28 protein-coding genes are annotated in these 25368 nt (G+C 34.3%); 12 read left to right on the forward strand and 16 right to left on the reverse strand.

From position 1 onward, the window contains the following. Position 1: 1 nt before the first annotated feature. The 5 genes from ACS5L2_RS09165 to nifH are packed head-to-tail and all read right to left on the reverse strand — an operon-like array spanning position 2 to position 4647. Positions 2-1117, reverse strand: a complete 1116-nt coding sequence (locus ACS5L2_RS09165; RefSeq protein ID WP_459201682.1) for a DUF2117 family protein — start codon at positions 1115-1117, stop codon at positions 2-4. Between the two features lie 26 nt (positions 1118-1143). Then, positions 1144-1752 carry a fumarylacetoacetate hydrolase family protein gene (locus ACS5L2_RS09170; protein ID WP_459201683.1) on the reverse strand — a complete coding sequence of 203 codons (609 nt, stop codon included), beginning with the start codon at positions 1750-1752 and terminating at the stop codon, positions 1144-1146. Between the two features lie 13 nt (positions 1753-1765). Continuing rightward, positions 1766-2323 carry a hypoxanthine/guanine phosphoribosyltransferase gene (gene hpt / locus ACS5L2_RS09175; protein WP_459201684.1) on the reverse strand — a complete coding sequence of 186 codons (558 nt, stop codon included), beginning with the start codon at positions 2321-2323 and terminating at the stop codon, positions 1766-1768. Positions 2324-2328: 5 nt separating this feature from the next. Then, positions 2329-3753, reverse strand: coding sequence for an FAD-dependent oxidoreductase (locus ACS5L2_RS09180; protein ID WP_459201685.1), 1425 nt, complete (start codon positions 3751-3753; stop codon positions 2329-2331). Positions 3754-3768: 15 nt separating this feature from the next. Beyond that, positions 3769-4647: a nitrogenase iron protein gene (nifH, locus tag ACS5L2_RS09185; protein ID WP_459201686.1), complete on the reverse strand. Its 879-nt coding sequence runs from the start codon at positions 4645-4647 to the stop codon at positions 3769-3771. Between the two features lie 295 nt (positions 4648-4942). On the opposite strand from nifH, the gene acs reads away from it, so the two are divergent. Further along, on the forward strand, positions 4943-6853 hold the full coding sequence (gene acs, locus ACS5L2_RS09190; protein WP_459201687.1) for an acetate--CoA ligase: 1911 nt from the start codon (positions 4943-4945) through the stop codon (positions 6851-6853). Between the two features lie 22 nt (positions 6854-6875). Here acs and ACS5L2_RS09195 read toward each other — a convergent pair whose 3' ends face one another. Continuing rightward, positions 6876-7931: a DNA methyltransferase gene (locus ACS5L2_RS09195; protein WP_459201688.1), complete on the reverse strand. Its 1056-nt coding sequence runs from the start codon at positions 7929-7931 to the stop codon at positions 6876-6878. A gap of 66 nt (positions 7932-7997) precedes the next feature. Between ACS5L2_RS09195 and ACS5L2_RS09200 the strand changes: the two genes are divergently transcribed. From ACS5L2_RS09200 to ACS5L2_RS09210, 3 genes are all read left to right on the forward strand, one after another. Next, complete coding sequence (locus ACS5L2_RS09200; protein ID WP_459201689.1) at positions 7998-8513, forward strand: DUF367 family protein; 516 nt, start codon at positions 7998-8000, stop codon at positions 8511-8513. 4 nt (positions 8514-8517) lie between these two features. Continuing rightward, positions 8518-8661, forward strand: coding sequence for a 50S ribosomal protein L40e (locus tag ACS5L2_RS09205; RefSeq protein ID WP_011170095.1), 144 nt, complete (start codon positions 8518-8520; stop codon positions 8659-8661). 379 nt (positions 8662-9040) lie between these two features. Further along, positions 9041-10381, forward strand: a complete 1341-nt coding sequence (locus tag ACS5L2_RS09210; RefSeq protein WP_459201690.1) for an SLC13 family permease — start codon at positions 9041-9043, stop codon at positions 10379-10381. A gap of 239 nt (positions 10382-10620) precedes the next feature. Here ACS5L2_RS09210 and ACS5L2_RS09215 read toward each other — a convergent pair whose 3' ends face one another. From ACS5L2_RS09215 to mmp3, 3 genes are read right to left on the reverse strand one after another with little or no spacing between them, the layout of a single operon-like run. Further along, positions 10621-10779, reverse strand: coding sequence for a hypothetical protein (locus ACS5L2_RS09215; protein WP_459201691.1), 159 nt, complete (start codon positions 10777-10779; stop codon positions 10621-10623). A 26-nt stretch (positions 10780-10805) separates the two neighbouring features. Further along, positions 10806-11966 (reverse strand): homocitrate synthase family protein, encoded by a 1161-nt coding sequence (locus tag ACS5L2_RS09220; RefSeq protein ID WP_459201692.1) that lies wholly within the window; start codon positions 11964-11966, stop codon positions 10806-10808. Between the two features lie 50 nt (positions 11967-12016). Next, positions 12017-13522, reverse strand: coding sequence for a methyl-coenzyme M reductase-associated protein Mmp3 (gene mmp3 / locus ACS5L2_RS09225; protein WP_459201693.1), 1506 nt, complete (start codon positions 13520-13522; stop codon positions 12017-12019). Positions 13523-13765: 243 nt separating this feature from the next. Here mmp3 and yhbY point away from each other — a divergent pair, with 243 nt between their 5' ends. The 5 genes from yhbY to ACS5L2_RS09250 all read left to right on the forward strand — a co-directional run bounded on the left by yhbY (position 13766) and on the right by ACS5L2_RS09250 (position 15953). Further along, the gene (gene yhbY / locus ACS5L2_RS09230; RefSeq protein WP_459201694.1) at positions 13766-14149 is read left to right on the forward strand and encodes a ribosome assembly RNA-binding protein YhbY; all 384 of its coding nucleotides are present in this window, start codon (positions 13766-13768) and stop codon (positions 14147-14149) included. A 228-nt stretch (positions 14150-14377) separates the two neighbouring features. After that, complete coding sequence (locus ACS5L2_RS09235; RefSeq protein ID WP_459201695.1) at positions 14378-14803, forward strand: 30S ribosomal protein S19e; 426 nt, start codon at positions 14378-14380, stop codon at positions 14801-14803. A gap of 24 nt (positions 14804-14827) precedes the next feature. Beyond that, complete coding sequence (locus ACS5L2_RS09240) at positions 14828-15184, forward strand: DNA-binding protein (RefSeq protein ID WP_459201696.1); 357 nt, start codon at positions 14828-14830, stop codon at positions 15182-15184. Between the two features lie 9 nt (positions 15185-15193). Beyond that, complete coding sequence (locus ACS5L2_RS09245) at positions 15194-15781, forward strand: DUF7411 family protein (RefSeq protein ID WP_459201697.1); 588 nt, start codon at positions 15194-15196, stop codon at positions 15779-15781. Positions 15782-15797: 16 nt separating this feature from the next. Beyond that, positions 15798-15953, forward strand: a complete 156-nt coding sequence (locus ACS5L2_RS09250; RefSeq protein ID WP_011170103.1) for a 50S ribosomal protein L39e — start codon at positions 15798-15800, stop codon at positions 15951-15953. Positions 15954-16006: 53 nt separating this feature from the next. Here ACS5L2_RS09250 and ACS5L2_RS09255 read toward each other — a convergent pair whose 3' ends face one another. Both ACS5L2_RS09255 and comB read right to left on the reverse strand, forming a co-directional pair. Then, complete coding sequence (locus ACS5L2_RS09255) at positions 16007-17308, reverse strand: phenylacetate--CoA ligase family protein (RefSeq protein WP_459201698.1); 1302 nt, start codon at positions 17306-17308, stop codon at positions 16007-16009. A 143-nt stretch (positions 17309-17451) separates the two neighbouring features. Then, positions 17452-18201: a 2-phosphosulfolactate phosphatase gene (gene comB, locus ACS5L2_RS09260; protein ID WP_459201699.1), complete on the reverse strand. Its 750-nt coding sequence runs from the start codon at positions 18199-18201 to the stop codon at positions 17452-17454. Positions 18202-18219: 18 nt separating this feature from the next. Here comB and ACS5L2_RS09265 point away from each other — a divergent pair, with 18 nt between their 5' ends. Then, positions 18220-18864, forward strand: a complete 645-nt coding sequence (locus ACS5L2_RS09265; RefSeq protein WP_459201700.1) for a DUF116 domain-containing protein — start codon at positions 18220-18222, stop codon at positions 18862-18864. Between the two features lie 60 nt (positions 18865-18924). After that, the gene (locus tag ACS5L2_RS09270; RefSeq protein ID WP_459201701.1) at positions 18925-19962 is read left to right on the forward strand and encodes a TRC40/GET3/ArsA family transport-energizing ATPase; all 1038 of its coding nucleotides are present in this window, start codon (positions 18925-18927) and stop codon (positions 19960-19962) included. A gap of 44 nt (positions 19963-20006) precedes the next feature. On the opposite strand, the gene cfbA is transcribed toward ACS5L2_RS09270, so the two are convergent. The 5 genes from cfbA to ACS5L2_RS09295 all read right to left on the reverse strand — a co-directional run bounded on the left by cfbA (position 20007) and on the right by ACS5L2_RS09295 (position 24128). Continuing rightward, complete coding sequence (gene cfbA / locus ACS5L2_RS09275) at positions 20007-20450, reverse strand: sirohydrochlorin nickelochelatase (protein ID WP_459201702.1); 444 nt, start codon at positions 20448-20450, stop codon at positions 20007-20009. A gap of 92 nt (positions 20451-20542) precedes the next feature. Beyond that, the gene (locus ACS5L2_RS09280; protein WP_459201703.1) at positions 20543-21304 is read right to left on the reverse strand and encodes an ABC transporter permease; all 762 of its coding nucleotides are present in this window, start codon (positions 21302-21304) and stop codon (positions 20543-20545) included. 9 nt (positions 21305-21313) lie between these two features. After that, positions 21314-22696, reverse strand: a complete 1383-nt coding sequence (locus tag ACS5L2_RS09285; protein WP_459201704.1) for an MATE family efflux transporter — start codon at positions 22694-22696, stop codon at positions 21314-21316. Beyond that, positions 22697-23668: an ATP-binding cassette domain-containing protein gene (locus ACS5L2_RS09290; protein ID WP_459201705.1), complete on the reverse strand. Its 972-nt coding sequence runs from the start codon at positions 23666-23668 to the stop codon at positions 22697-22699. It abuts the gene before it with no gap. Between the two features lies 1 nt (position 23669). Next, positions 23670-24128 carry a PadR family transcriptional regulator gene (locus ACS5L2_RS09295; RefSeq protein ID WP_459201706.1) on the reverse strand — a complete coding sequence of 153 codons (459 nt, stop codon included), beginning with the start codon at positions 24126-24128 and terminating at the stop codon, positions 23670-23672. A gap of 112 nt (positions 24129-24240) precedes the next feature. Between ACS5L2_RS09295 and ACS5L2_RS09300 the strand changes: the two genes are divergently transcribed. Further along, a complete protein-coding gene (locus tag ACS5L2_RS09300; protein ID WP_459201707.1) occupies positions 24241-25368 on the forward strand; it encodes a site-2 protease family protein in 1128 nt (375 codons plus the stop codon).

Below are 25368 nucleotides of genomic sequence, written 5' to 3' on the forward strand. Positions count from 1 at the left end.
CTCAATGGATTATTTCTTCAAATTCAATACATTCTTTCTTCATTATTTGTTTTATAGTTTCCACATATTTTTCAAAATTCCCTAACTTTGCAGAATTATCAAGTTCTTTTTCAAGTAATTCCCCAACATCGTCATCTTTTTGATTTTTAATCAGAAATACAACAGAACCACTTAAAATACTTGGATTTTTCAAAATATCGTCTCTATCCCCGTCAGTAATTCCAATTATTTTAACTCCAAATCTTGAAAGAATATCTCCGCAAATTGTTGTTGTATCATCACCAACCGTAATGACCGCGCATATCTGTTTATTATGTATTGTTTCTAAAACATCTTCTCCGGCATGGTTTACAAATAAAACTTCACCTAAATCGGAATTTAAGTTATATTTGGCAATTTTCTGGTTTTTTGAAGGATGGCGCCTTAAAAGTCCAGTTTTTACAACAACTTTTTCAAGGTCGATATTTCCTAACTTTTCAACACCATGCCATTTAACAGTTCCACCAATAATGTCAACAATATTTCCATTTTCAGAAACTATTGTAACGTCGTTTTGGTTAGATCGTCCAATTATAATCCCGTTTAGCATGATGGACTCGTTAATATCTACGCCATTTATTTTTCTAAATGATTTAGTTCCTTCAACCCAGAAATTTAATCCTTTACTGATACACTCTTCAACACTTAAATCGAGTTTATCTGAGATTTCAGTTACTATTTTTCCTAACTTTTCATCATATTTTGTAGTATTCCATAGTATTATTGTGCCGTCAACTTCTCCAGGTCTTTCAATCTGAATTACCGGTTTTTTAACAGTTGATCTTTCAACAACAATTTTTCCGAAAGTGTGCCCTGTAATTTTTGATTTTCCATAGTTTAAAAGAATTAAAATGTCATTATTTTCAAGTTTTTTAAGCGATTTTGATGGAACCAACTTTTCAGAAATATCGATGATATCTTCAAGAGAATTGTCAATTACTGCAACTCTTCCAATAGTCCCCCCTAATTTTATCTGTAAATTGATATTTTCATCTAAATTTTTCAAAATAGCAAAGATTTTTTCTGCAAATCCTGAATCAATGATTTCAGGCCCGTGTACAACAATTCCTACGTTCAAAGTATCACACATAAAAAAATATTAAATTATTCAACGAAATTTTTTAAAATTCCAATGTTTTCAATTTCAATTTCGACAATATCCCCCTTTTCAAGTTTTCCAACTCCCGGAGGAGTTCCTGTTGAAATAATGTCGTCAGGATAAAGTGTCATTACAGATGAAACAAATTCAACAAGTTCTTCAACACCAAATATCATGTTATTAGTGTTAGAATCCTGTTTTATTTTTCCATTAACTCGTAACTGTATTTTTAAGTTATTTGCATCAATTCCAGATACTATTTTTGGACCAATTGGGCAAAAAGTGTCGAAAGATTTAGCTCTTGTCCACTGCCCGTCTTTTTCCTGAAGATCTCTTGCAGTAACATCGTTCAAAATTGTAAATCCTTTAATGTAATTTTTAGCATCTTCTTTTTTTACCAATTTACAGGTTTTTCCAATTATAATTGCAAGTTCAGCTTCGTAATCGACTCTTTCAGATGCTTTTGGTATTTTAATGGCCTCTTCGTTAAATATTATCGAAGAAATGGGTTTTAAAAATATAACTGGCTCTTTTGGCAACTTCATTTTAAGTTCTTCTGCATGATCTTTGTAATTCAGACCCGCACATACTATTTTTGAAGGATTTATATCCAAATTTCCACCCAGATTATTCTAAAATTTGTACTTTTCCATCAACAACTTCAATTTTTACGAGAGTTTTTACTTTGTATCCGGTTTTTTCTTCAACAATGTTCTGCCCGTTTCCCCTATCGATTATACACAAAACATCCTTGATATCTGCACCCGCTCTTTTCAATGCGTTTATAATTGCAACAAGGGTTCCTCCTGTTGATATAACATCATCGAGGATTACAACTTTGTCTCCTTTATTTATCCCGTTTAGGTAGAGTTCTCCTTTACTGTATCCAGTTTCCTGATGGACCGGAATTTCTCCTTCAAGTAAATATTCTCTTTTCCTCATTATAACATAAGGGATATCCGTTGCAATCGATACTGCAGTTACAATTGGAATTCCCATTGCTTCTGCGGTCACTATTTTATCAACTTCTGTATCTATCATTTTGATAACTCTCGTAGAAACATCCCTCAATAATTCTGGTTCAACAAGAGGAACTCCATCCGATATCGGATGTATAAAGTAGTGGTATTCTCCTCTTTTTACAATAGGGCATGTTTTCAATGATTCTTCTAATAATTTGCTCATAAAATTCACCGATTTAAATTTAGTTTATTTTCACTTGATCCGTTCTGAGTATCGTAAATACTTTTAAATTCTGATAACATGACTTCAACAGAATACGCGGCTCTTGTTATACCCATACTTCTTGGGTCAGAATCCGTTCCAACAACAAAGAATGTATCATCAATTTTTGGGTAAACAAAGAACTGTCCGATTGAACAAGATGCCTGCTCTGGAACCGTTTCCTGAACATAGAGCATATCGACTTTGTCAGTATTTAAATTTAGTTTATTTTCAATAGTTTGCAAAGCATCTTCTCTCGTTGAATTTACAAAAGAAAAGCCCATCAAGTGTTTTCCTTTTGGAGCAAGGCTTTCATCATAATTTGAAACTGTAGATGCCCAGCAGGGATTTTCTATCCATATTTCTGAACCCAAATATGGGAAATAATTTTTTTCATCCCCGATCCAGACCGTAGTTGATTTTGTAAATTTGATATTGCTTAATTTTTCCTTATTTTTTTGAATTTTATTTATTTTCGCTACTTTTGGTAACGTAATTGCAGGCGCAGAATAAACAATAATATCTGACGTGTATTCTCCTTCAGAAGTTTTTACGGTGTATTTTTTACCGTTTTTTGTTATTTTTTTAACTTCTTCATTTTTGATTTGAGTATTTACCAACGAATAAGTTACGCAATTACATATAGACTGAACTCCACCAACAGGATAGCCTTGTGTTGAATATCTGTGCTCAGTCATGAATTTATTGATGTATTTTTTTGATCCGTTCTTTATGGAACTTATAAATCCGGCATTTAGGATATTGATGATTCTTTCAGTTCCAAATTTCTTTACAAGTGTGGATTTTAGCGGATTTATTTTCATATCCTTGTAGATGAACGGTAAAATATCATCTTCAGGGATATAGCCCGCACCCGTAAAAAATCTCCAGAGCGGTGTGTGTTCAAGGTCTTCCCCACTTAAAAAGTAAGCAATAGTATTGAAAAAGTCTATAGAAGTTTCACTAAGGCCCATTTCTTTTACAAAGTCATGTACTGAAGCATCTTTTGTAAAACCCATTGTCATTAAGTCCATAATCTTTGAAGTGATCAAAACTTTATCTTTATTTGGAATTACGGGCGTAGTCATCCATTCATGCATCGAAACAGGTATCCTATGCAATTTATCCGTTCTTATGTAGTAATCCCCGTAATTTCTGAAATTTGGGAGGTATCGCGAATATTTATTTAAAAGCCTGATTAAAGGCCCGTTATCGAGCATGGTAATTGCATGGACTCCAATATCAACAGTATACCCATCAATTTTTTCACTCCTACATAAACCCCCTATAACATCCTCTTTTTCAAATACTGTTACATTATGTCCTTCTTTTTCAAGTGCAAGTGCTGAAAGAAGTCCGGAAGTTCCACCGCCTACTACAATTACATCCATGGTTTCACGCATCTATTACTCGACAATTTTCTGTTTTTTTATTCTTTCTTTAATCATTTTTCCAATCTGCATTATTTGAGCGTTTTCAAGCGGGTTGGGGGTCGTTCCAGTATTATTTTCGTATATTTTTTCTGCAAGTTCCATGTATATTTTACTTATTTCTTCTTCTGGCGCATACTCAATTGCAGTTTGCCCATCAATTTCAGCTTCATTAATTATTGGAGAATTTGGAACTTTTCCAATGATATTTGCATTTAACTGGTTTGCAAATTCATTTACAATATCAAAAGCATCCATAGAACCCCTGACATTGTATATTATTCCTCCAAGAGTACTTCCCCCTCTTTTTACGAACTGGCTTATTCCACTGCAGATATTGTTTGCTGCATAGAGTGCCATGTAATCCGAAGAAGTTACGACGTATATCTGGTCAGCAAGCCCCATTCTAAGTGGCATTGCAAATCCCCCGCATACAACATCCCCTAAAACATCGTAAAGAACTACATCAACACCTAATTCTTCAAAAACGTTCATTTTTTTCAAAAGATCAATTACAACGATTACGCCCCGTCCAGCGCATCCGTATCCTGGTTTTGGACCTCCTGCTTCAACGCAGTAGATTCCATTAAATCCTTCGTAAATTATGTCTTCTTTTTTAAGTAATTTCTCGCGAATTATGGTTTCAATACCAAGTTTATCAATTCCTTTTTCCCTCAAAACATCTAAAACAGTAGGTATATCTTCACCAAGTCTTAAATTGGAAGTACAATCGTGTTTCGGGTCACACCCTACAACGATAACTTTTTTACCGCTTTTTGATAATGCTGCAGCCAAATTACAAACAGTAGTCGACTTTCCAATTCCCCCTTTTCCGTAGAACGCAATCTGTTTCAAAATATCACCGATTAACCTAAAATGATGGATTCTCGCAATTAATTAAAACAATATAGTACATATAATCCAAATAACTAATATAATTTATTATGGGATTATTGATTGAAAAATCCATAGTTAAAATCTTTGAATTATTTAAACTAATTTTTTTTAAAAACCGATATTAAACGTAATCGCTATTTTATTTAGAATTATTTCGGCATTCAACTAACTTACACACACTTCCGTCGAAATTTATATATACTTTGTCGTATCTATAATGATTAATAATGATAAATAAAGTTGAGGGACGATAATGAAAACTGGTGACAAATATATAATGCTTGAAAAATATTCGGAAATGCAGCAGAAAGCTTTGGATGATCCTGAAAAATTTTGGGGAGAACAGGCAAAATGTTTAGAATGGGATAAAACTTGGGATAAAGTATTAGATTGGACTCCACCTTACGCAAAATGGTTCAAAGGCGGCAGTTTAAACGCGAGCTACAACTGTGTTGATAGGCACATAAAAGGAAACAGGAGAAATAAGGCAGCAATAATCTGTGAAAAAGAGGATGGAAGCTGTGGAATCTTAACATATTACGAATTATATCGAGAAATAAATAAATTTGCAAATGTTCTTGAGAATTTGGGCGTTGAAAAAGGCGATGTAGTCACAATCTACATGCCGATGATGACAGAAGCAATTATTGCGATGCTCGCATGTTCGAGAATTGGGGCAATCCACAACGTTGTATTTTCCGGGTTTTCATCAGATGCGCTTGCTGACAGGATAAACGATTCAAAATCAAAAATATTGGTGACTACGAACCTGTTATACCGGCGTGGAAAAGAGATTGACCTTAAAAAAATATTGGATAAAGCTTTATTAAATTGTAATTCAATAAAACACGTAGTTTATGCAAAAAGGGGCAGTGAAGAATTTAATTTAGTTTCCGGAAAAGAGTACTTCTGGGATGAATTAATGGGCGGTGCTAAAAGCTATGTAGAACCTGTTCCCGTAGAGTCAGAGCACCCGCTATTCATTCTCTATACAAGTGGTACAACCGGAAGTCCAAAAGGGGTAGTTCACTCAACAGGGGGATATTTAACTTACGCTACAAAAACCATGGATTGGACATGGGGATTAAATGAAATGGACGTTTTCTGGTGTACTGCAGACATTGGATGGATTACAGGTCATACTTATGTAGTTTACGGGCCATTATCGCTTGGTGCAACAATAGTACTCTATGAAGGCGCTATAGATTACCCTGAACCTGATAGATTATGGGGTATTGTAGAAAATCACGGGGTTACATTGCTTTACACTGCACCAACTGCGATAAGAATGCTCATGATGTATGGTGAAAAATGGGTAAATACCCACGATTTATCGACATTGAGACTTTTAGGAAGTGTAGGAGAACCAATAAATCCAAGAGCTTGGAAATGGTACTATAAAGTAATTGGAAAAGAAAAATGCCCAATTTGTGACTGTTATTGGCAAACAGAAACTGGGGGACACATGATATACCCACCAATTGGAATCCAGTCAGTTCCACTAAAACCAGGGTCTGCAACGTTCCCAGGAATCGGAATTGATGTTGATGTCGTAGACAACGAAGGAAATCCAGTTGACGCAAATGTAAAAGGAAATCTAATTATAAAACGACCATGGCCAGGAATGCTTGCAGGATTATGGAATAACGATGCAAGATACCGTGCTGCATACTGGGATAGGTTCAAAAACAAATTCTCAACATCTGACTATGCAATAAAAGATCAGGATGGATATATCTGGGTATTAGGACGATCTGACGAAGTATTGAACGTTTCAGGACACAGAATCGGAACTGCGGAACTCGAGCACGAGCTTGTATCGAATAAGATGGTTGCAGAGGCTGCAGTTGTTGGAAAACCTGATGATGTAAAAGGAGAAGTTCCTGTTGCATTTGTTATATTAAACGAAAAATACCGTGAACTTCCTTCAAATGAGGTAAAAGCTACACTTATCAGGCACATTAGGGATACGGTTGGCCCAATTGGAACTCCTGCAATGATATTCTTCGTAAATAAACTTCCAAAAACAAGAAGTGGAAAAATAATGAGAAGAATCTTGAAAAAACTCATAATGGGCGAAGATATCGGAGATGTTACCACATTGGAAGACAACACAAGTCTCGAAGAAGTTAAAAAAGAGCTTGAAGATTTCAAGTACGATTAAATAAATTTTTTCTTTTTTAAGTTTAATTTTTTCTGTAAACGTGAATGTACCTTGTAAGGCTTTTATGAACTCTCATTTCGTAGAATTCTACCAAATTTAAATCAAGTTCCATTTTGTTTGGTGCTGCAAATACTAAATAATCGTTATCTTTTAAAACACCGACAATTTTTTCGAATATTTCAAGCATATCTCCCTTTTTAGATGTAGAAATTCCATATGGGGGGTCAGTTACAATTCCATCTATTTTTTCAATTTTTAGGTCTTCCAAATATTTTGAAACGTTTTTAGCATCGTTCTGTTTTATTGAAATGACTTGTTTTGATAAATCATACGTGTTTAAGTTTAATAGTGCACCTTTTACCATCTGTTCATCAATGTCACTACCAATTAGTTTACATCCTAAAAATCCAGCTTCAATTAAGAATCCTCCAGTTCCGCAGAATGGATCTAAAACAATCTCTCCTTCTTTAACTCTTGATAAATTTACAAGGCACCTTGCAAGTTTTGGCATGATGCATCCTGGATGAAAATATGCTCTTAAGTGGGGCCTATTATTTTGGAAATATTCAATATCCCTTTTTTCAATAACAAGTCCTGTATATATCATATCATCTGAAATAACAACTCGGATTGTTTTTATCGGGTTTTTTAAGTTTACTTCTGAAGAAGTTTTTTTCTTTATTATTCCGCCAAGTTTTCTTTCGATTTCCATCGAATTAAATGGATTTTCTTTTTCCAATTTTAAAACACGAACTGAAAAAGTTTCATTCTGTTCGACTGGAAAATCAAGAGTTTCAGAAACATTGAAAAAATTTTCAAGGGTTTCTTCTACATTCTGGTTAATTATCGGAGTTTCTGAGAATAAAACGTGTCCTTCGTTTGTGTAGCCCCCTCTACTAACCATTTTTTTTATAATATCTTCTGAAATTGAACTTTCCAATATCACGTAATTTTTAAAGCAGTTTAAATTACCTTCAAGACTAAAAATATCGATCAAAGCATTTAATTCTGCCATAGGGAGTTTTTCGTGTTCAGCACTCAACAGAAAACCTGCTTTTGTGTTTCTTAAATTCAACATATCACCAGTAGGTTTAAATTTCAAAACATCATAGGTGTTATATTCATATATATCTTAGTGATTTTAATGAAACTTTTCATATACCATGAAAAACAGTGCGACCCAAAACGGTGTACCGCATTAAAAATGGGAAAACTCGGGTACGCAAAGATAATTACAAATCCAAACAAGGTTCCGAGGAATTCACTTTTATTAAATCCATATTCGGAAAAGACAGTTTCCGTTGAAGACAGGGAAATTATCGAAAAATATGGAATTTTGGGATTGGACTGTTCGTGGAAACAGGCTGAAGTTGTATTTAAAAAAACAAACGCCCGGAATCAGAGAGTTTTACCTTTCTTAATAGCAGGAAATCCTGTAAATTACGGAAAGCCATGTAAACTTACTACTTTGGAAGCAATAGTGGCTACCCTCTATATAGCAAACTATAAAAATGAGGCCGTCTCTTTATTGAATGGTTTCAAATGGGGAAACACTTTTATAGATGTTAATAAAGAATTACTTGAACAGTATCGTGGAAAAACATCTGATGAAATCATTAGGATTCAGAACGAAATTTTAAACACTACGCGAAACAGGTGAGAATATGGCATTTGAAGAAGCAATCAAAAGAGTTTTCATGAAAAAGATTTGCATGAAATGTAATTCAAGAAACTCATGGAAAGCTACAAAATGTAGAAAATGTGGATACACAAATTTAAGGCCTAAAGCTAAAGAAGCTAGGGCATAATCCATTACTTTTCTTTTTTGGTTTAAATTTATATTTTATTTTACAAAAACGCTTTTTTAAAGGATTATTTTTGAAAATTATGGAATTATTTTTTTCCGATTCAAATGAATAGTAATAAATATTACACAGAATATAGGAATAAAAGTTCCTGATAGAATCGAAGAAAAATCTATTCAGGTATGTTGGAAATTAAACTTTTAACTCGGGAAAATTCCTCGAAGTTCTTTAAAAACTACCAATCAAACAAGTTAGTAGTTATTCAAAAACTGATAAGCCTAGTTTTATATGCATTCTCATTTTTTACGATTTTTTCAAAAGTTTCTTTAAAGTCGATTCTACGAGGTGGATTTATCGAAATTTAAATAAACGAGGTGATTTTATGAAAAAAGCGCTGATTTTACTCGTGCTCGCCGTACTTTTAATTGGTTTTACAAAGATTGCGTACGTGGACGAAGAATCTGCTGACGGAATAAACGGCCAAAAAGCGATAATTACACTTATAATTTTAGGAACTGCAGCGTTGTTATTTTTCACAGAAGCACTTCCCTTACCAGTTAGTGCAATGCTCGTTCCCGTAGCTTTAAGTTTTCCCGGGATAGATATTCTGTCGAGTACGCAAGCCTTTGCTGATTTTGGGAATAAATGGGTAGTACTGTTCATGGCCGCATTTATACTTGGTGAAGCAGTATTTAGAACTGGTTTTGCAGATAAAATCGGGCAAATGACAGTAAAAGCAGCAGGAAAAAGCCAGTTAAAACTAATGCTTCTCGTAATGTTGGCAATAGGTACAATGTCTGCATTTTTATCAAACACTGGAACAACAGCAGCATTTATACCAATTGTAATGGGAATCTGCGTTTCTGCAAGTTTAAAACCTGGAAAATTGTTAATTCCTATGGCTTATGCAGCATCCCTTGGTGGAACTTTAACTTTAATTGGAACTCCTCCAAACGGGCTTGTAAATGATGCACTCGAAAAATCAGGGATTGCTCCATTTGGTTTTTTCGAGTTTGCAAAAATAGGAATTTTAATATTCATTGCAGGAATTTTATACTACGGTACAATTGGGCACAAGTTACTGCCCGAATCAAAAGCAAAAGCAAGAGATTTTGTTTCGGATACATTGAAATATCGAACTAACAAGATGTGGATTGCAACGCTTGTCTTTACGTTTGTAGTTTTAATGACTGCAACTGGAACAATTCCTCTTGTAACTGCATTCATGCTTGGTGCATGTGTGGTTGTAATGACAGGATGTATCACGATGCAGGAAGCTTTTAACAGTATCTCATGGACAACGATATTTTTGTTCGCAGGAATGCTCCCACTTGGAACTGCAATGGCGGCAACAGGTGCTGCTACAATGATTGCAAATACGGTTATTACGTATGTTCATAGCCCGCTTGCACTTTTAGCCGCAGCATACATACTGACTGCATTAATTACGGAAGTAATGTCAAACACTGCAACAGCTGCTCTGGTAATGCCTCTTGGAATTGCCCTTGCAGATGCATTTGATGTAAGTGCAAAACCGATATTGATGGCAATTGCAGTTGCAGCATCTTCATGCTTCTTAACTCCAATTGCAACACCTCCAAACATGATTATACTTGGTCCCGGAGGTTATTCATTTAAAGATTACGCAAAATCCGGATGGCCACTTGAAATAATTTGTGCAATAATTGCAATTGTATTTATTCCCCTAATCTGGCCTTTCTAATTCTTTTTTATTTTCTTAGATTCTTACTGTGATACTAATTTTAAATAATATAATTATTAGTATGATTTTTTTGCAATTCGTAATACTTATATAGTATAAGTGTGAAGTACTATTATGGTTGCAACCATTAAGCCATCACTAGCCACATCATAAAAACATGACATTAACCTATCTATCTCTATTAGTCACCACTCCAAACTAATTGGGAAATTTTTTATTTTAAAAATTTTTTAAAAAAGTTAAATTAAAATGCTCAGCGCGTAAACTAAAAGGATTATCGCTGCAAAAAGCATTACGAGTTTTATTGTTGTAAATACCATTTTAAACATGAATTTTAAAATCAAAAATACAACAAATGCAGCAATGACTGCTGTTATTATCCAGCTAAATCCAAACAATTTTCCACCCAAAAAGTTTTTTTATGTTATTTTATAATATTTTTGACAATCTTTTCAAACACATCGTCGCTTATTTCAGTACCTTCTTCTCTTGTTTCTTTAGTTTTCTTTACAATTTCCCAGAGTTCATCTCTTGAAGCTTCAAGGCCCATTTCGTGGAGCCGGTGTGCGACAGCTCTGCAACCGGAGTGTTTTCCAAGTATAATTTTTCTTTTCTGACCGATTTTTTCAGGTAAAAACGGTTCATACGTCAAAGGATTTTCTAAAACTGCATCAACGTGTATTCCGCTTTCGTGGTAGAACACCATTTCTCCAACGAGAGGTTTATTTTCTGGAATCCTGATTTTTGAATAGTTTTCAACGAGTTTTGATATTTCAGTTATTATTTCGGTATTTAATCCCATATCATGGTCATAGAGTACTTTCAATGCCATTACAATTTCTTCAATTGCAGCATTTCCAGCTCTTTCGCCTATTCCATTGACAGTTGTAGATACTGCTTTTGCTCCACCCATTAATCCATATATCGAATTTATAACTGCAAATCCAAAGTCATTGTGGCAGTGTACTCCAATATGTGCTTTTTTCAAGTTTTTGCTTAATTCAGAACATATGTAATACATTGCCTGCGGTGTTGCACAGCCGAGAGTGTCTGCAATGTGAACCCTATCAGCGCCGTGTTCTTCTGCATTTTTGTGAATTCTTATGATGTCTTCAATTGGGGTTCTTGTTGCATCTTCTGCAGAAAATGCTACAAAAAGTCCATGGTCTTTTGCGTATTCTACTGCTTTCATACCCATTTCTTCGACTTCATCGAGACTTTTATGTAGTTTATATTTCAAGTGCATCGGAGAAGTTGCAATAAATGTAATAATTCCGTCAACGTCGCATTCAATTGCTTTATCAATATCTTCTTTTAAAACTCTTGATAATGCTAATACTTGCGCATTTAATCCTTCACTGGTGATTGATTTGATGGCTTTTCTTTCATTTTCAGAAACAATTGGAAAACCTGCTTCAATCTGTTTAATTTTAAGTTCATCCAATTTTTTTGCAATTTCAAGTTTTTGATTTCCAGTAAAACAAACTCCAGGGGTCTGTTCTCCATCTCTTAATGTTGTATCATACAAATAACAGTCTTTTAAATCTAATTTTGGGTTGTACGGAGATACTGCTTTCCAGTCCATACTTATTCCTCCAGTTAAAAATGATTAAATCAAATAATTTGAAAAATTTATTAATTTTTATTAATTTCAAGTATGTATATGTTTTCGCCCTGTTTAACGCTTTTTAATATTTCCGCGTTTTTAACTACTTTTCCAACGATGTTTGTACCTTCAAAAGTTTCTCCTGTCGGTCCGTATTTATCGTGTGCAGCGGTTCTAACCCCGATATATCCTTTATATCTTTTAGCCATGTTTGTAACTGCAATTATTCCAGAATCAACAGATTTTTTAGGCGTATTTTCAGGTAAAAGTCCTTTTGAATAGTCCCAATTTCTTTCAAACATTGAAATATCTTCGTGTTTGAAATATATTTTCAATGTACCTATTCTTTTTGTTGTAAGTCCGGTGGTTTTTCTAAAGTACCACGTGGAAGTTGGGGCTTCCTTATCAAATATTTCAACATACAATAATTTTTCGGGTTCAATTCCCTTTGTAGTAACTTCTTTTGATTTTAATATATCCATCGTGTATTCTGGGACTTGTTCAACGATTATAGCATCGTCATTTGTATTTCCTTCCATTTTTAATGTTATCCCGTGTTTTTCAAACAAGATTTTCGCATCTTTTTGTGTTTTTCCAATTACATTCAGCCTTTCGGGGCTCGTTTTTACCGTGATGTGCCCAGAATTTGAAAAATCAACGATTTCAATTCCATCAGTAACTTTTCCAACTACCGTATGGGATAAGGAGGATGCCCTGTTTTCTTGATAGATATAAACTTTTCCAACACCGTTTCCGATATTTCTAACCGTAATTGTTCCTCTATCTCTATCTTCAGGGTTTTCTTCGTCTATTAATAGAGTCTGCAGTCTGCAGTCTGCAACATAAGTGCTTGTATTTTCTGAAATTTCGAGAACGCCGTTTTCAAGTATTGCAAGAGCGTGTTCTGTACTTTTTGACGGGCCATCAAATTCTGCTTTACAATAAGTGTATATTTTCCAGTCATCTTGAAGTTCTTTATCTAAATCAGTAGTTATTTCGTATTCAATGTTTTCCTTGGATTCTCGCATCCTTTCAATAGATATAATACTGTCATTTTGTGCCAGTGTTTTTAAGACTCTTTTTCCACCGATTAATATACCAATTTTCGGATTTTCAAGACCGTACAACTCTAACACGTCTCTCTGAACAAATATCAAATTTCCTTCACTGGTATCAAGCCCTGAAACGCTTAAAACTACGTCCCACTTTTTAAAATTCTGTTTTAAGCTACTTACGGATAAGGGTATCTCGATAGATCCAAAAGATATGTCAGAAATACTTTTCCAGATCAGGGATTTATCTTCAAATGATTTGTAATTTTTATTCCAGAAGTCAACAGTTTCATTTTCTTCAGTTATTCCCACTACAAAAGAACCTTTTGTAGTTTTTATCAGGTATTTTTTGGTTTCTTCTTTAACTACCGTAGAAGTTCCCTTTACGATTACAATATTTGACCCGGAGATATAGTATTCGTCTTTTATTACGTCTTTTAAAGTTTTTCCAGATTTTGGGTTGTTGTTTACTAATACATTCATATAAACCCGCCTCTCTTGGCTTCTCAAATAAATTTTAAATATATGCTGAATTTTCCAAAAATCCAAAAATATTTTTATACTCAAATAACAATAGTATGTTGCTAACTGTACATTATATATATGATATTTTAAATAACTTAGCGGACAGATTAATTTATTGATTATCTTAATGATTTTACTGTTTTAATGGAAAAATTAACTCAGGGTATCAAATTATATGCATACATATCAAGGAGAGAGAGTATGACCGAAAATACTGAAATAAAAATATCATCCAAAGCCAAGAAGATATTAAGGTCCCAATCACACGAAATCGAACCTGTAGTCTGGGTTGGAAAGGAAGGGGTCGACAAAACCATAGAAGAAATTAAAAGGCAGATAAAAGATAAAAGCCTCATAAAAATTAAGGTAAGAAAAAGTGCACTTGAAAGTGGCGATAAAACAGAAATGGCTGAAAAAATCGCTAAAGAAACTGGTGCAGAAGTTATCAGCGTAGTTGGAAATGTTATTACTATTTTCAAGCCAAAAGAAGGCTGGAAAAAGTATTCAACAAAGAAAACGAAGAAAGAAAAGTACGTTGAAGAATTTGAAGAAATGCGGTCTAAAAAAGCACTCCTTAAAAGATAAAATGTTATTTTAATAAAGGATGATATTTTAACCTTTTTTTCATTTTTTACTCTTTTTTATATTACTTACAATCATGGAAAGTAATATATATGGGGTGCAATTATTATAATAAGATTGCTCGGTCTTAAGGATTTTTAAATATTGTTTTAATGAATCCGTTAATTGTCCAGATTATCCGAATATGAGTTACAAAAGGATGAACTGAACGTTATTATTAGAGGTGTTTACATGGTAACCGTTTACGATGTGCCAGCAAACGATTTAATCGCAAAATTAGCTGAAAAATTGAAAGAAATGGGCGTAGAAGAGCCTGAATGGACAAACTTCGTTAAAACAGGAGCTCACAAAGAAAGAAGACCTGACAACGAAGACTGGTGGTACGTAAGATGTGCTGCAATATTAAGAAAAGTATATACCAACGGTCCAGTTGGTGTTGAAAGATTAAGAAGCGTTTACGGTGGAAGGAAGAACCGAGGATGCGCTCCTGAAAAATTCGTTAAAGGTAGTGGAAACATTATCAGAACAGCTTTCCAAGCTTTAGAAGCTAAAGAATTACTTGCTAAAGCTGAAAACGGTGGAAGAATTATTGCACCAAAAGGCCAATCTTTAGTAGACAACACTGCAAAAGAAGTAGCTGATTCAGTAGCACAATAATTTAATTTTATTAGAGGGGGTTTGATGAACCCAGAAGAAATAAGGCAAAGAAGATTGCAGGAAATGCAAGCAAAAGCTCAAGAACAAGGGGCACAGGACCCTGAAGCTCAGAGACAGATGCAAGAGCAGCAAATGCAATACGAAATGCAAAAACAAAAAATTCTCAGGCAGATTCTTTCTGAAGATGCAAGATCGAGATTAGCAAGAATAAAACTTGCAAAACCCCAGTTTGCAGAACAGGTTGAAATGCAGTTAATACAACTCGCACAGGCTGGAAAACTTCCAATTCCACTCACTGACGAGTACTTTAAAGGCCTTCTTGATAGAATATACGAGATGAACAAACCTGCTAAGAAAGAAATCACAATAATGAGAAGATAATTGATTCATATGAAAGCTCACGTTTTATTCAGCGGTGGAAAAGATAGTTCCCTTTCTTCCATAATTTTGCATAATCTGGGCTATGAGATTCAATTAATAACCGTTAATTTCGGAGTTTTGGATTCATACTGTCATGCAGAAGAAACTGCCAAAATAATTGGCTATCCTCATAAAGTCGAGTCAATGGATAGAGAATTAATCGAAAAATCTGTTGATATGATTTTAAAGGATGGGTATCCTGGAAACGGGATTCAGTTTGTTCACAAGCAAGTTCTCGAAATAATTTCCGAGAAATACGATGTAATTGCGGACGGTACGAGAAGAGACGATCGCGTCCCAAAACTCGATCACTCAGAAATCCAGAGCCTTGAAATGAGGAAAAATATTCAGTACGTGACTCCTTTAATGGGATTTGGTCACAAAACTTTAAGAAATCTAGTTAACAATTATTTCATAATTTCTGAAAAAGAAAGTGAAGAACTTTTGAAATCAGACTATGAAACCGAAATAAGGGAGTTAATTCGGCAAAGAGGAATCGATCCGCTTGAATACTTCCCAAAACACATTCAATCAAGAGTTATTGGTTTAAAAAGATAAGTTCAGAGGTGAAAAGATGGCAGGCAACAAACCTTTGGGTAAAAAAATCAGACTTGCAAAAGCTTTAAAACAAAATAGAAGAGTTCCTATGTTTGCTATTGCAAGAACGAAAGGAAGCGTTAAACAACACCCAAAAATGAGACACTGGAGAAGAAAAAACCTTAAAAAATAATTAAAATATCTTCTTTTTTTCATCAAATTAAAATTTAAAAAAAATAATAGAATTTAATCGAAGTTTCTTAAATCTTTTACACGTTTTGCTTTACCTTCAAACCTTTCGAGGGTTTTAGGGTGGACGATGTTTATTTTAGAGCTTAATCCAAGCACAGTTTTTAATTTATGGTCTACTTTTTTGCTTACCTGTTCAAGACAGCTGAATTTTTCGAGGAATTTACCATCTGCAAGTTCTATATTGATTGTCATCTGGTCTAAGTGTCCGTTTTTAGTAACTATTATTTCATAGTGTGGTCCGATTTCTTCTATTCCTTCTAAAACACTTTCAATCTGCGATGGAAATACATTTACTCCCCGAATAATTAACATGTCGTCGCTTCTTCCTTTTATTTTTACCATTCTTGCGGTAGTTCTTCCACATTTACATTTTTCATGAGTAAGGCTGGTCATGTCTTTTGTTCTGTATCTGAGAACAGGAAGTGCTTCTTTTGTAAGTGTTGTAATTACAAGTTCTCCAACTTCTCCTTCAGGAAGTACTTCACCGGTTTTCGGGTCGATTATTTCTGCGATAAAGTGGTCTTCAGAAATGTGCATTCCACATTTATATTCACACTCTCCAGAAACTCCCGGGCCGATTAATTCGCTCATACCATAGTTCTGGGTTGCAAGCATGCCCCACTTAGATTCAATTTCTGCTCTTGCAGATTCTGAGCATGCTTCTCCACCAAAAAGACCTATTTTTACATTCAAGTCTTTTTTAGGGTCGATTCCCATTTTTTGTGCAACTTCTGCAATGTAAAGGGCATATGATGGAGTGCAGATTAAAACTGTTGTTCCAAAGTCTTTCATGAGCATTATCTGTTTTTCCGTGTTTCCGCTTGAAATTGGAATTACCGAAGCTCCAACTTTTTCAAGACCGTAGTGTAACCCAAATCCGCCTGTAAAGAGTCCGTAACCAAATGCCACCTGAGCAGTATCTTCATCGGTTACTCCCGCAGCACTAACGACTCTTGATACGAGTTCAGACCAGGTATCTAAGTCTTTTTTTGTGTACCCTACAACTGTAGGTTTTCCAGTGGTTCCGGATGATGCATGGATTCTCACGATTTCTTTTTTAGGAACTGCAAACATTCCAAATGGATAATTTGCCCTAAAATCATCTTTTATTGTAAATGGAATTTTTTTAACGTCTTCTAACGTGTTTATGTCCTCTGGCTTTAATCCGATCTTGTCAAATTTTTCCTTATAGAGCGGAACATTTTCATAAGCTCTTTTTACAGATTCTTTTAATCTTTCAAGCTGTATTTTTTCGATTTCTTCTCTATCGAGTGTTTCTTCTTTGGACCATATCAATTTTACTCTCCCCCATCTTTTTTTATCCAGTTTAGACTTAAGTTATCTATTTTTTGTGAAACATACGTTAAATAAATTTTAAAATAATCCATTAAATATGAGATTATTAATATAAAAACCAAAGTCTACTTATATATTATTTTCTAAATTAAACGGGAGATTTTTCCAGATTTTTTATCGAAAATTCCAACAGATTTTTGACTGTTTTTCGAAGTGCAGAATATTAAATCTTCAAAATAGCCCAATTTTTTCAAGCTTTCTCCGGAATTTGATTCAAATATTTTTCTTACCCAGTCTGATTTAGTTAAAGCTCTTGCAGGGATTAATTCTTCAAATTTTTCATCAGGAATTTCTTCATCGTACTCTTTAAAAAGATAATTTGCAATAATTCCTGCCCCGATAAAGTCTTCAATTGCGAAATTTCCTTTCCTATGGCATGGAACGAGCATTATTCCTTTTTCATTTTCTCTTGCAATATTGTAGGCTTTTTTTGCAACACTTTCTGCGTTTGTAATTGAACCGATTAAAATATGTTCTGAAGTGATACTTTCAAGAACCCTTGTTCCATTTGTCGTGGTCAATACAATATTTCCCCCGTTATTGGCATGCTCTTTTATTAAATTTTTATTTACAGTTAATTCAACAGGAGAATTTCCAAAATCAAATCCTTCAATTTTTCGGGCATTTCTTTCCCCGATTTTAATGGAATTTTCTATTTTTTCAGCTTTTTTAAGACTGTCTGTTATATATATCTTGTCAGATAACTCAAGTAGTGTACAAATGGTAGTAGATGCTCTTAAAACATCGATTACGATAACGCAGTAATCACTAAAATCAACTGTTTTCTGGTTTTCATCGCTACCAAAAAAATCAAAAGAAATTGAAATTTTCATTTAGTTCACCGTGATAAAATGGATATTAGTGGTATATGGATTTTTGAGTATTTAGGGATAATTTCATCAATATTAATTGTTTTGGCAATTCTTTTATTGTTTACTGCAATTGTTCTTGGATATTATCTTTTAAAGAAGAATAAAATCCTGTTTCCTAAACTATCATTGTATATTACAAATAACTTCTACTCCATTCTATTAAGAATGTTCCTAATAATTGGAACGGAAGATACATTTTACAAAGTTGCGAGTGACTTTTACAATAAGTACTACTGCGAAGAATTTAAAAAAGCAAAAAATAAAGTTTTAATCCTTCCACACTGCCTGAGGGACTTGAAATGTCCTGGAAAACTCGGCCCAGATGGAGTAGAGTGTGTATTTTGCGGAAAATGTCCAATCGGTAGCATAATAAAAGTCGCTAACGAAAAAGGATACAAAACTTACGTAGTTCCCGGTTCAACTTTTTTAAAAAGGGTTTTAAAAGAGAAAAAACCAGACGGGGTTTTTGCAGTAGCATGCCATAATGACATGTTTCACGGAATGAACTCACTTTCGAGAAAGAATATACCGATTCAAGGACAGCTTTTAATGAAGGATGGATGTATTTCAACACTCGTGGATGTTGAAGAATTAATTAGTCGACTTAAAAATGAACCGTGTTAATTAAAAACCTATAAAAACGTGTAACTACTAAGTATCTTAGATTATCAATAAGGTGATATTTTGGTATTATCTAAAATAAAGGAATCATTGAAAGGAATTACTGCTAAAAAACTTGAAAAAGAAAACGGAACCAAGTACATCATGTTTGGTGGAAAAGGTGGAGTTGGAAAAACTACAATGAGTGCTGCTACAGGTATTTACTGTGCAGAACAAGGTTTAAAAACTGTTGTAGTTTCAACAGACCCTGCTCACTCATTAAGAGACAGCTTTGAACAGTCATTTGGTCACGAACCAACAAAAGTAAACGGCATGGAAAACCTCTATGTTGTAGAAATCGACCCAGAAGTTGCAATGTCAGAATACAAAGAAAAATTAAAAGCTCAAATGGATGAAAATCCAATGATGGGTGGAATGCTTGAAGATCAACTTGAAATGGCTTCATTATCCCCCGGAACCGACGAAAGTGCAGCATTCGATGTATTTTTAAAATACATGGATAGCGACGAATTCGATATAGTTGTATTTGATACAGCACCAACAGGACACACTTTAAGATTCTTAGGACTTCCAGAAATCATGGACAAATACATGACCAAAATGATCAAGTTCAAAAAACAGATGAGCGGTTTCATGAACATGATGAAAAAAGTCATGCCATTTGGCGGTAAAGGCGAAGATGTAGATTACGACAAAGCTTTAGAAGAAATGGAAGAAATGAAAGCAAGAATTACAAAAGCAAGAGGAATCTTGGCAAACCCTGATAGAACAGCATTCAGACTCGTTGTAATTCCTGAAGAAATGAGTATTTTAGAAAGTGAAAGAGCAATGCAAGCTTTGAACAAGTTTAAAATACCTGTAGATTCAGTTGTTGTAAACCAGATCATCCCTGAAGACGTAGAGTGTGACTTCTGTAGGGCAAGAAGAAGCTTACAAGAAAAAAGACTTGAGCTTATAAAAGAAAAATTCGGCGACAAAGTTATTGCAAACCTTGAATTATTGAGAACTGAAGCAAAAGGTCTCGAAGTTTTAAAAGATATTGCACACAAACTCTACGCAGAAGCTAAACCTGAAGAAAAAGAAGAAGTAATCATAGCTTAAATACAAAAAATACTTTTTTTATTTTTTAAAATTAAAAGATTAATTTAAAGTCCGTTAGCTCTATCGAGGACTATATCTATAATTCTATCATCTGCACCCATCGGTTTTCTGTAAACTAATTCAACACCTTCTGGAATTTCGACAGTTTCTGTGTCGTGATGATGATGGTGGTGATGGTGTTCGTGATCGTGGTCATGATGATGATGTCCGCAATCTTCGTCTCCTTCGTAAATTCCGAGTATTTTTGGGATATCTCTTTCAGTATGGTTTCCTGGAGCTAAAAATACCGGTGTTACAATTACTTTTTTAGCGCCTGCATCAATTACCTTTTTTATCGCATCAGGGATTGTAGGTTCGTTGAATTCCATCATGCCAACTTCAACAATATCATAAACATTCTTTGCTTTTATTTTTTCAGCAACTTCCATAACAACGTTTTTTGAGTGTGGGAGCTTGCTACCGTGGCCCACTAAAACTAATGCTTCCATAATTTGCACCTGTAATATTTTTGAATTCATTTTTAATATTTAGGATTATTTTACTTTACAGCCATATATAATTTACGTTTTATAAATCGAAATTATTCGATAACAGCCTTTTCAAACGTGTACATTGCCAAAATTACGAGAGAAACGCTCAAAATAATCAAAATTGAAACATCGAGTACTATTGGAAATCTTGAGAAACCTGCTAAGAAATATCTTGCAGAATCAACAGCATATGTTAATGGATTTATGTATGCTAAAAGTTTCATCCATGTGGGCATTGCATCTATTGGATAAAATGCACCGCTTAAAAATATTAAGGGTTGCATTAAAAGCCCAAAAATTAAGTGAAATCCTTCCTGGCTGTTTATTTTTAATCCGAGAGTTATTCCAACACTTGCAAACGCTATCGCAAGGATAAAACTTGTAAAAACCACGGGAATCATTCCGTAAGGATTTAATGATACTAAAAATAGGCTCAGTGCCATGATTAACACTCCCTGAACGAGTGCTGTAACTGAGTCCCCCATAATTCTACCTAAAATCGCTTCACTTCTTGAAGTCGGAGCAACTAATGTTTCTTTTAAAAATCCAAACTGTTTATCCCATATAACTGTAACACCGCTGATGAAGCTTCCGCTAAACACCGTCATTGAAACTACGCCGGGAATTAAATATGTTAAATAATCAACTCCTCCAAATATTTCTCTTGCAGCGGGAAAATCAAAGGCCCTGCTCCAGCCAATTCCAAAGAAAATTAGCCAGACGAGGGGGTTTAATAAAGAGCCGATTACTCTTGATTTTGCACGGGTAAATCTTTTAAGTTGCCTGTAAAGCATGGCTGAAAATGCGTTCATAATTATCACTTACCTAAATTTTACGTTTTCGGGAGTTAACGTGGTTTTAAGCTGTTTTATCGTGTATAACCCTAATAAATATGCAATAGATACTGCAACAACGTGTCCAAAAATCATTCCAAACCAGACACCTGTCAATCCCTGATTAAATGTTATTCCAAAGAGATAGGCCATTGGAATTTGGAGTATTATCGTTCTTAATATGGAAATGAACAGCGAATTTTTTCCTTTTGAAACGCCCTGAAACATTGCTGCAGTGAGCATTCCAAGGGGGAGTGTTGGGTAGAATAAGAACATGTATTTTAAAAATACGAGTAAATCGCCTAAAATATTAACTGAATTTTCCGAATAAGTAAATAAATACGTGATCTGATTTTCGAATAGTAAAATTAATAATGCAATTACTAATTCAACGATAATTCCCATTTTTATGGCATATTTATACGAAATTTCTAATTTTTCAGGGTTTGCAGAGCCGTATGCTGCCCCGGTTACCGCGGTAACTCCTGTTGCAAATCCGACAAGTGGGATGGTTCCCATAGATACGATTCTCCAACCTGTTGAAAATACTGCAATTCCAAGATTTCCTCCAGCTTTTGCTACAATTGCAGTCAGTAGAAACATGGAAAATGCCATCGTAAGCTGTGAAACTGATGCTGGAATTCCTATTGAGAATATTTCTTTTACAATGTTCAAATTCATTTTAAATTTTTCAAAGGAAATTTTTACAAACGTATCTTTTTTTACAAAAAGCCAGTAAACGAACAAAATACCTGTAATCACCATGGAAAGAAGGGTGGCCCAAGCAGCGCCTGCTACGCCCATATTTAATGTATATATGAAAATCGGGTCGAGCACGATATTCAAAACTGAACCAAGGATTATCGCATACATCGCTCTTTTGGTGTCCCCTTCTCCCCTCAAAATTGCATTTGCAATATTTGTAAAGAGCATTACAACAGCTCCACCAAATAAAATCGTGGAGTACTCAACTGCCATCGTAACTGTACTTCCCGATGCTCCAATGACCGAAAAAATGGTTTCTAAAAATGGAATCACGCCTATTAATAAAATTCCAATAATTATTCCAAGTACAACCGAGTGGGTTGCGATGTTGTCTGCCGCATCTTTATTTTTCTGCCCAATTCTTCTTGAAATTGCAGAACTTCCTCCAATTCCAACACCGTTTGAAATTGCCATTAGTGCGAACATGAATGGAAAGAACAGCCCAATTGCTGCAAGAGCATCTGAACCGAGGCCTGCAACCCATATCGCATCGATTATATTGTATAATGACTGAAACGACATTGCAATTACCATGGGTAGTGAAATTTTTACAATGGCTTTTTTAGGGTCTCCGAGTAGATTTTGAACTCCTTTTGTCGTTTTCATTTAAAATCCTCTCCTTCCCATCATCATTGGCGGGCGCATAGCTGTTTTTGAATTTTCTCGTTCAGCCCTTATTTCCCTTCCAGTTAATTTTATAAAAACGTCGTTTAAATTTGGCTTTTTATAACTTATTTCTTGAATTTTTAAGCCGTTTTCATGTGCAAATTCGAATATTTTTGGAATTTCCAAATCTGCATTTTCGGTATAATATGTTACTTTTCCATCTTCTTGGATTTCACAACTCGAATCCAGATTTTTTGGGATTTCTTCAAATTTTATAGATATGCAGTCATTTCCAACGATTTTTTTAAGTTCGTTTACAGTTCCCTCGGCAATAATTTTCCCGTTATCAATTATCGCAACTTGGTCTGCCAAAAGTTCTGCTTCTTCCATGTAGTGCGTAGTTAAAAATATTGTCATGTTATTTTTTGTTCTCATTTTTTGGATATATTCCCAGATGTGCGACCTCGTCTGCGGGTCAAGGCCAATTGTTGGTTCATCCAAAAATAAAACTTCAGGTTCGTGAATTAGTGACCTTGCAATTTCAAGCCTTCGAACCATTCCTCCACTGAAATTTTTTACAACCTTGTCTTTAAACTCTAATAATTCTACAAATTCGAGCAATTCTTCAATCCGATTTTTTAAGGCTTCTCCCTTGTACCCATAGATTTTTCCGTGAATGTATAGGTTTTCAAATGCAGTTAATTGATTATCAAGGGTAGAATCCTGAAAAACAATGCCAATAGTTCTTCTAACTTTTTTAGGGTCTTTAGAAGCATCAAATCCTGAAATTATCGCATTACCTGACGTTGCTTTAAGGAGTGTTGTAAGTATATTTATTGTCGTGCTTTTTCCAGCACCATTTGGGCCTAAAAATGCGAAAATTTCCCCTTTATTGACATTAAACGATACATCATTTACTGCAACGTTCGTATCAAATTTTTTTACCAGATTTTTTACTTCGATTGCATACATTTTATTCATCCCCATATTCAATCAGGTATCGAATATCTTTCGCGCATTTTTGCATAATTTCGCCGATTTTCTTTCTTTTTTCATCATCCATATTCATAAATTCTTCAAAAGCTAAATGGACTGCTTTTTTAAGTTCGTTTCCACCACCGCTGTGAAAATAATAAAGCGCTTCTGATTTTTTCATGCAGTATTCTACTTTAGCCCTGTTTTCATTTAAAAACGAAAATCCAGATTCAGTTAGCCTGTAGATTTTTTTACCGCGGTCTTCAGTTTTTTCAACTTCAACCAGGCCTAAAGTTTTTAAATTGGATAATATTGGATAGACCATGCTGGGACTGACAGAAATTCCCGTAGTTTCACTAATTTTTGAAATCAAAAGATACCCGTGGATTGGCTCTTTTTCTAAAAACTTGAGTATCAAAATTTTTATTAGTTCCTTCATTTTTTTTGCATGCTTCATTGTATCACGAAATATATCTTAAGATATATTCTAAAATATATGATATAAAAAGTTAAGTACTTTTGAAGCATTTTATTTGTAGTGTTGATAATTACAAAACGGTGAAGAAAAAATGGAACTTACGTCAACAGCAGTACTGTTGGTTTTTTTAATATTTTGGACGGTCCTGTATATTATAAACCAGAATAAAGATAAACTTGGGATTAATTTGGATTTAAAAACGTATATAGGTATTTTTGGGATATTGAGAACGCAAGTAGGAATGAATATAATAAAAAAATTTGGAAAATATAAAATATGGCAGAAACTTGCGTATTTATCAATTCCAGTATGTGTTGTTATCAGTATATACACATTTTACGCATTTATTTTATCTACGGTTGGTCTTTTTGATGGAACAGTTGAAAAAGAGGCAGCTAAACCGATTATATTTTTGTTTGGAAGCACAATTCCATGGATTCCAGGACTTCTGGCGATTATTATCGGAGTTACAATTCACGAACTCTCGCACGGGATTGTCGCGGCATCCTTTGGGCAGAAAATAAAAAGTTCGGGACTTTTGTTAGCTCTTGGAATTCCTATGGGGGCATTTGTAGAACTTGGAGATGAATTTAAGGATTCAAAACCAAAAATAAGGGGTGCAATTGCAGCGGCAGGCCCGATTTCAAATGTACTGGTATTTTTCCTCGTACTTTTTGCAATGCCTTATTTTACAGGAATGAATTCAAAATTAACTATAACTGATGTTTTAGAAGATGCTCCAGCTCATGGAATAATCTTTGAAGGTGACGTAATTTATTCAATAAATGGAAAAACGGTTAATTCTTTAAATGATTTTTATGATGCAGTAAGCGATATAAAACCAGAACAGACTGTAAATGTTATGATTTTAAGAAATAACGAAGTAAATTCGTATAATATAACGACATCCGAAGAAGGAAAAATAGGGATTGTTTCAGAACCTTCAAAAACAGTATTATACATATTACAAACGCTATACTGGACGTCTTTATTAAACATGCTCTTAGGATTTTTCAATTTACTTCCTGCAGTTCCGCTTGATGGGTATCACATCTGGATGGCACTACCTGACGCGATAAGAGATTTTAGAAAGAACAATTCAGTAGTTTCAAAACTTGCAAATTTAATTGGGTATGTAATTAGTGAAAAGAATTTAAACTCGATAAGTATATTTGTGTGGCTGGTAATATTAGCTTCAATGATATATTCATTTATTTAA

It is taken from the genome of Methanococcus mangrovi (assembly GCF_054506835.1).